We start from the raw sequence: 7,740 nt of genomic DNA, 5'->3' as shown, positions 1-7,740 counted from the left end.
GGAAAGCCGCGAAAATCACCGAATAATGGCGATACATACGGATTCCGGACATCCCCTCCTTTTAGATAGGCCTGCACATTCCTTTGGTTGTCGGCCTTTATATTATACGGGTCGTACTCGAGAGGTCGATCCATCGTGTCGCCACCAAGTGTCAGATCCGTCCAAGGTGACATCACGAAAGCGGCTGCGGGCAACGGCAATCCTAATGAGCGAAGTTTGAACATCACTGCCAGGGCCAGACCACCACCAGCAGAATCTCCAGCGATAATGATCTGCCTGGCAGAATAGTTCATGGACAGCAACCAGCGATATGCTGTGCACGCATCTTCCAGCGCTGCGGGAAACGGGTGTTCGGGAGCAAGACGATAGGCAAGTGAAAAAGTCATGATCCCTGCTTCGCGTCCAATCACTGCGCTAACTGGCCGCCATCCTTTTGGACTACCTAAAACATATCCTCCACCGTGCAGATAGAGCATGATTTTATGAGGGGCGGTCAGCTTGCCTGTGGACCATTCACCTTTGACAGGTCGCGTATTCACATCGGTAAACCGCAAATCAGCCGGAAGAGGAATGTTGTTAAGATAGAACGCATCCGCGCGTTGGCGCTGCTGGCGAAGCGAAGCATGTTCAGGGGTCGACGCAAAATAATCGGCGATGATGGTGCGGACATGATGCATATCTGGAGAAAGTCCCGCTGCATTTGCCCATGCTTCGAGTGCATTTTGGATAGATGCGTTACTTGCGCTGGTGTCCTTAGCTATTGCACAGATGGGCGGCAACAGGAGTGTGGCAAAAAAATATTTAAGCATGGAGCGACGTGATGCCTGGCCGCTCATAGAGGTGATATCGGGGTAATGTGGTAATTTATCCATAATTATGCACTCCTTCCGCTTATTAACACACAATATTTATGCTGAAAATGTCAACACCATAGGTATACTTTGTTGGTACTATTGCATTTAATGCTCATCGCGTTAATTCGTCCTGTTATTTTATTTTTTGTATATAGTATTATTTAATTTGTTCTTATATATCGATTCCGTGCTCGGATACTTTCATATCCACATTTTCTTCGCTGAAAGTTCCGATGCAGATACGCTAGATAGAATCCACAACATGAAACATTGTTATTTTGACTACTAAAAACGACGCCAACCGTGGGGCTGGGTGTTTTGGCCGAAGCTCGCCTTGCTGTCTGATGGATAGAACGCCATCATGACGTCAACGTGAACAGAAATCGAAAATATATAAACCCCGAATAAAATAAATGTGCACGAAATATATATTATGTAATGTATTAATAGTTAATGGCCGCACAAGGTATAACATGTGTAATTAATCATATCCCACAATATGGGTTTCCCATTCATATATTGAAATTCCCAGATATCGCGTTCTAGGCTCAGACAACAAAAACAAGATAGCGGTCCAGATACAATGAGTGCAGGAGACCAGACATGGCCAGATGGGACACAGACCCTTGGGCGGGGCTTGTGTTTGCTGCAGGCGGTCAGCGAGGGCCACCGTTCCCTACCTGCCTCATGACCCATGCAGGCTATACGCGCAGCACAACGCAGCGACTGGTAGCGGCTCTTGTACAAGGCCGCTGGCTCCGGCAAATGCCGGGCGACACCTATTTCCTCGGGCCACGCTTTCTGGAACTGGCACAGCACGCGCAGGAAGATAACCCCATAGCCGTAGTGGCCCGCCCCATCCTACGTGAACTGGGCCTAAAATCGCGGGATACCATCCATCTCGGTATCCGCGTCGAGAATGATGTCCTGTATCTTGACAAGGTCAACGGCCAGCGCGGATTGGAAATGCGTTCCCGCATCGGTCAGCGCATGCCCCTTGCCCTGACCGGTGTTGGACGTGCGCTCCTGCTGGATGACACAAAATCCGAATGGCGGCGTTTATATCGGGACGCGACAGAGAAAGGGACGTCTCCTGATCTGTGGCTGGAGCGGATGCACACCTACAGGAATACGGGCTGCGTGTTCGATCTCGAAGACAATGAAACGGGCATACATTGCGTCGCCGCTCCCCTGCGTGATGCACGTGGCTGCATCGTGGCTGCAATCAGCATTGCCAGCGCGGCGGTTTATCTTCCCCGCGCGCGCATGGAGGAACTATCCCCTATGGTTCTGAATGCGGCCGAAGCCATTTCGCGGCAAATGGGTTGGAAAGGACTGACTCATGAAATCGCTTGATCCCGCAAAGCCCGCACTACTGGGGCTGGATTGGGGTACATCGTCGCTACGCGCATGGCTGCTCGACGCGCAGGGTATCATCTTGCATACCCATCATGCCCGACAGGGAATTCTCCATCTGCCGGATGGTGGTTTTGCGCAGGTTCTGTCAGACATCCTCGCACAATGGCGGCTGAATGATCCGGTGCCCATGCTGGCCTGTGGCATGGTGGGAAGCATCAACGGCTGGCGGGAAGTATCCTATCTTCCTGTCCAGCATCCTTGTGCCAACTCGCCGACGGACTGGGCCTGCAGCCTACGGCCCACGGCATGCTGCATATCGTCCCGGGCCTGCTGAAGGACGGTTCCCTACCCGATGTGATGCGCGGCGAGGAAACGCAGATTGTCGGAATAATGGGAACTGATGGGAACAGCCATCATACGGTTGTCCTGCCAGGCACACACTCCAAATGGGCGCAAGTACAAGGGCAGATTATCACAGAATTCCGGACATTCATGACGGGTGAACTGTTTGCCGTTCTTATGCGGCACAGCATCCTTGGTCGCCTGCCCTCAACAGCGCCACCTGATGACGGCTACCGTGATGAGGCTTTTGCCATGGGGGTCCGTACCGCTCAGTCTGGCATTCCTCTTGCTGGTCGCCTGTTTTCGGCCCGCACCGTTGTGCTGCGCAACAGGCTGGAACGCGCCTATACCGCCGATTATCTGTCCGGTCTGCTGATCGGGGAAGAAATCCACGCTGGCATGGCCGCGTTGGAGGCCACTCAGCACGCCACGCCTGTTCTTGTAGGCGAACGCGCATTGTGCCAGCGATATCGGCTGGCGTTTACGGTACTGGGGCACCCCCCACCTTCAATAGCGGGAAATACTGCGCCTGCCGGCCTGTTCCGGCTAGCCTGTGCCGCCCACCTGCTTGACCGGACTCCGTCCCATTTACACGACCAGAAAGGAGCTGTCATATGACCTGCTTCGACACGGCATTTACCCGTTGCCCTCTCATCGCCATCCTGCGCGGCGTGCAACCGCACGAGGCGCTCGACATCGGCCGCGTGCTGGTTGACACCGGCTTTACCATTATCGAAGTTCCCCTCAATTCACCCGCACCCTATCAGAGTATCGCTCTGCTGCAGGATACATTCGGGGACCGGATCCTGGTGGGGGCAGGCACCGTTACATCCCCTGATGCGGTGGGCGAGGTTGCCAGCCATGGGGGGCGGCTGGTTGTCATGCCCCACGCCGATCTGGCGGTGATCACGGAAGCCAAGAAGCGCGGCATGATCTGCACCCCCGGCGTGGCGACCCCAACCGAAGGGTTCGCAGCTCTTCATGCCGGGGCGGATGCCCTCAAGCTGTTCCCGGCGGAACAGCTGGGCACGAAGGCCCTGACTGCGTGGAAAAGCGTCTTCCCGCGTAGCACCCGTTTCATTCCCGTAGGGGATTACTCCTGATAACATGCAGTCCTATCTGGCTGCGGGCGCTGCGGGTTTTGGTCTGGGGTCGGCGTTATATCGTGCTGGAAATACAGCCGCGGACGTTGGGCGTGCAGCCGACCGTTTCATGAAGGCCCTATCCTGAATCTGTGCACCGTCCGAAGTAAAAATAACAATAACAGGAAACAAAAATGAAGATTACAGCACTACGTACCTACATGGTTCCGCCGCGCTGGCTGTTTCTCAAGATCGAAACGGATGAGGGAATTGCCGGCTGGGGGGAGCCGGTCGTGGAAGGCCGCGCCGCAACCGTTGCCGCCATGGTGGAAGAACTGTCCGATTACCTGATCGGCAAGGACCCCTTCATGATCGAGGACCACTGGAATGTCATGTACCGCGCTGGTTTCTACCGCGGTGGCGCCATCCACATGAGCGCGATTGCCGGTATTGACCAGGCGCTGTGGGATATAAAGGGCAAGGCTTTCGGCATGCCGGTATGGCAGTTGCTGGGTGGTAAATGTCGTGACCGCATCCGGGTCTATTCATGGATTGGCGGCGACCGCCCTGCCGATACGGCCCGTGCCGCAAAGGATGTGGTTGCCCGCGGTTTTACGGCAGTAAAAATGAACGGTACGGAAGAAATGCAGTTCATCGACAGTCATGAGAAAGTCGATGCGGCCATTGCCCGTGTTGCCGCCATCCGGGACGCGGTGGGACCCTATATCGGTATCGGTGTGGATTTTCATGGCCGGGTCCACAAACCCATGGCCAAGGTGCTGGCGCGTGAACTGCAGCCTTTCGATCTCATGTTCATAGAAGAGCCGGTATTGAGCGAAAATTTTGATGCCCTTCCTGAAATAACGGCCCATTGCTCCGCTCCGATCGCCCTGGGAGAGCGGCTGTTCTCGCGCTGGGATTTCAAGAAAATACTCGAACAGGGCTGCGTGGACATCATTCAGCCCGATCCGTCCCACTCTGGCGGTATTACCGAAACACGCAAGATCGCTGCCATGGCGGAAGCCTATGATGTGGCGGTGGCACTACACTGCCCTCTGGGGCCGATCGCACTGGCGGCCAACCTGCAGCTTGATGCGCTGTGCTACAATGCCTTCATTCAGGAACAGAGCCTGGGCATCCATTACAATAAAAGTAATGACCTGCTGGATTATGTGAATGATCCATCGGTCTTTTCCTACGTTGATGGCACCGTGGCCATTCCCGACGGACCCGGACTGGGAATTGAGATCAACGAGGATTACGTCAGGGAAAAAGCCGCCGAAGGCCATCGCTGGCGCAACCCCGTCTGGCGCCATGCAGATGGTTCGGTAGCGGAGTGGTAAGACCATCGCGCGTACAGAATGCCCCCGTTTCCTGTCCTGTCCCTAAAAAGGTCTGCCATTCCCATAAACAAGACAGAATAACATAGCGCATGCACCTTAATGGGCATGCAGGAGAACAAGACGTGTCGGATCAACGCACTCTCTCCATGTCCGGTCTTGCGGCAATGCCGGATGATGATGATAGCCTCAGCCCCCTCATGTTGCTGCGCCCCTACTGGCGGGTAACCCTTGCGGCATTTCTGGGCTGGTTTCTCGATGCATTCGATCAGGTTGCCCTGCTTTTGTGCCTGCCCGATATTGGCAAGAGCCTCGGCGTGGGGCTGACGGCCATGGGGCTGGTCATTACGGCTCAGAGTGTCGGGCGCATTCTGGGCAATACCAGTTGGGGCTGGCTGTCCGACCGGTATGGCCGCAAGCTTACATTCATGATCGGCGTGTTGTGGTTTGCAGCATTTTCCGGTTTTACGGCACTGGTATGGACCTATCTGGGCATGCTGGTTGTGCAGTTCCTGTTTGGTATCGGGTTCGGGGGGGAATGGACCGCCTCTGCCTCGCTGCTTATGGAAAGCGTGCCGCCACGGGCACGCTCGCTGGCCTCGTCGATCATGATGGCAGGGTATGAATGTGGTTTCTTCGCCGCTGCTGCCGTGCAGGCTGTGGTCCTGCCCTACTGGGGGTGGCGGGCCATGTTCCTGATTGGTGTCATTCCGGCCATCCTGGCCATCTTCATCCGCCGTGATGTTGCTGAAAGTCCGGTCTGGCTGCGCCTGCAGGCCACGCCCGCCTCATCCGCCACAACGCGTTCGCGCACCGGATTCAGACTGGATGGCGCAGCACTTCAGGCGTTGCTGTTCATGGCAGTCCTTCAGTTCCAGAATGCCGCGATATATAGTTTTTACCCCACTCTGTTGCGCAAGGTACAGAACCTGACCCCGGCCGAGGTCTTTCCCCTGCTGGGCTGCTACTGCCTGGGTTCACTGATTGGCAAGCCGCTCTGTGGTCTACTGGCCACACGGATGGGAGAACGAACGGTATTTGTCACATATTTCCTGATCACGATCGTGGATATCTGGCCTTTCATTTCCGCAAATTCCATGTGGGTGCTGGCTGGGGCCGCGTTGGTCATGGGGCTGTTTGGCAACAGTGTTTTTGCCCTGGTGCCGCATTATCTTTCGCAGCGCTTTCCCTCGGCCAACCGTTCCTTCGGCATGGGGTGCAGTTACGCCGTGGCGGCGCTGGGCCAGGGCGTATGCGGCTTCGTCGTGCCGTGGCTGGGCGGTCAGTGGGGCCTGCCGCAGGCCATTGAAAGTTCGGTCGTCATCGGCACGTTCATGGTGGCGGCAGTCATTTTCTACCAGCCACCAACGCTGCCCGGAAGGCATATGGAAGGTGAGGAAAGCATCACCCCATGATTCCCTCTTTCGCATTGGGCATCAGCGATGCCCAGGAACCTGTCTATCTGCCGCGACCGGATTATGACCCCGTCTGCCTTGATCCATCCTTTGCGTCCTGCCTGCTGGCCCATAGCGAGGTGGAATGTCTGGCGCGTGGCACCGAATGGGGTGAAGGCCCCGTCTGGTTTGGCGATGGGCGCTATCTGCTGTGGAGTGACATCCCCAATGACCGCATCCTGCGCTGGTCGGAGGAAACACGGCGCACATCCGTGTTCCGTGCGCCCTCACGGCATGCCAATGGCAATACACGCGACCGGGGCGGGCGCCTGATTACCTGTGAACACGAAAGCAGACAGGTCACCCGTACTGAATATGATGGTACGATTACCATTCTGGCCAGCCGGTTTGATGGAAAGCGACTCAACTCGCCCAATGATGTTGTCGTAGCCCGGGATGGTGCGATCTGGTTTACCGATCCGGATTACGGCCTGCTGAGCGCTTATGAAGGCGGCGGGACGGAAGCGGGAGAACTGCCGACCGGACTGTACCGTCTGGACACCGACGGCAGGCTCCAACAGGTCGACACGGAATTCATCAATCCCAACGGGCTGTGCTTTTCTCCCGCAGGAGACATTCTTTACGTCATTGATAGCGGTAGCCTGCCCAATACCATATGGGCCTGCGAACTGGATGCCGGGCGGACACGTATTGCCGCCCGTCACCTATTGATAGAACCGGCCCCCAATGCCCGTGCGGACGGCCTGCGTTGCGATATGGATGGCAATCTGTGGTGCGGCTGGGGCGGTGGCCCGGATCTGAACGGTGTGATGGTATTCGGCCCTTCCGGCCGGCCCCGCGCCCATATTCCTTTACCCGAACGATGCGCCAATCTGTGTTTTGGCGGCAGGCGCCGTAACCGACTGTTCATGGCGGCATCACACGGGCTTTATGCGCTTTATGTGGGCATACAGGGCCATCTTTAGCTGGTCTTTTGGTGTTTCCACGTACGAGCTGCGACGAACCGAGTTCCGTTTTACATCGGCTGTATATAGTATTTTCTGCACCCCAACCGGGCCTCACCCAGGTTAGCGTGGTTAGGCAAGCTGCTTCTGACGCCAGTATCAATCATGTCTTCTTCTACCAGAGATTTGCGATCGGAGACATGTCTACATGTAAAGGACCGTCTGTCATTGTGCTATACGGAGGCCCCGCGCACTCAAGCCGGAGGCATTGTCATGACAATGCTGCGGGCTCTGGCCGATCATGGCCTATGTGGACCATGACTCACCGTATTGTTTCCGCCTTCAGCCCGTCCGCGGATAAGGCGCGCCGTCTGTATCGATGTTATTGCCGTTCGCGGACGTGC

At 56.1% G+C, this 7,740-nt stretch carries 6 protein-coding genes and 1 pseudogene; 6 read left to right on the top strand and 1 reads right to left on the bottom strand.

Annotated features, from left to right (window positions below; all coding sequences use genetic code 11):
• Nucleotides 1-872, bottom strand: an 872-nt coding sequence (locus JCM25156_RS27835; protein WP_084296479.1) for an alpha/beta hydrolase, incomplete at its 3' end; no start/stop codon positions are given.
• A gap of 747 nt (nucleotides 873-1,619) precedes the next feature.
• Here JCM25156_RS27835 and JCM25156_RS22295 point away from each other — a divergent pair.
• From JCM25156_RS22295 to JCM25156_RS07115, 6 genes and pseudogenes are all read left to right on the top strand, one after another.
• Nucleotides 1,620-2,210 (top strand): IclR family transcriptional regulator, encoded by a 591-nt coding sequence (locus JCM25156_RS22295; RefSeq protein ID WP_051577497.1) that lies wholly within the window; start codon nucleotides 1,620-1,622, stop codon nucleotides 2,208-2,210.
• A pseudogene (locus tag JCM25156_RS22290) lies at nucleotides 2,197-3,173 on the top strand (2-dehydro-3-deoxygalactonokinase). The gene JCM25156_RS22295 and the pseudogene JCM25156_RS22290 overlap by 14 nt, the downstream one beginning before the upstream one ends.
• Entirely contained in the window at nucleotides 3,170-3,658 is a 489-nt protein-coding gene (locus JCM25156_RS22285) for a 2-dehydro-3-deoxy-6-phosphogalactonate aldolase (protein ID WP_306301741.1), read from the top strand. Before JCM25156_RS22290 ends, JCM25156_RS22285 begins: the two are co-directional and overlap by 4 nt.
• Nucleotides 3,659-3,831: 173 nt before the next feature.
• The gene (gene dgoD / locus JCM25156_RS07125; protein ID WP_025812613.1) at nucleotides 3,832-4,980 is read left to right on the top strand and encodes a galactonate dehydratase; all 1,149 of its coding nucleotides are present in this window, start codon (nucleotides 3,832-3,834) and stop codon (nucleotides 4,978-4,980) included.
• Nucleotides 4,981-5,102: 122 nt separating this feature from the next.
• Complete coding sequence (locus JCM25156_RS07120) at nucleotides 5,103-6,392, top strand: MFS transporter (RefSeq protein ID WP_227001135.1); 1,290 nt, start codon at nucleotides 5,103-5,105, stop codon at nucleotides 6,390-6,392.
• Nucleotides 6,389-7,357, top strand: coding sequence for an SMP-30/gluconolactonase/LRE family protein (locus JCM25156_RS07115; RefSeq protein WP_025812611.1), 969 nt, complete (start codon nucleotides 6,389-6,391; stop codon nucleotides 7,355-7,357). The genes JCM25156_RS07120 and JCM25156_RS07115 overlap by 4 nt, the downstream gene beginning before the upstream one ends.
• Nucleotides 7,358-7,740 lie beyond the last annotated feature (383 nt).

This window comes from Komagataeibacter kakiaceti JCM 25156, from assembly GCF_000613305.1.
Note: the sequence above shows the minus strand (reverse complement) of the source record. Positions and strands in the feature narration are given on the sequence as shown.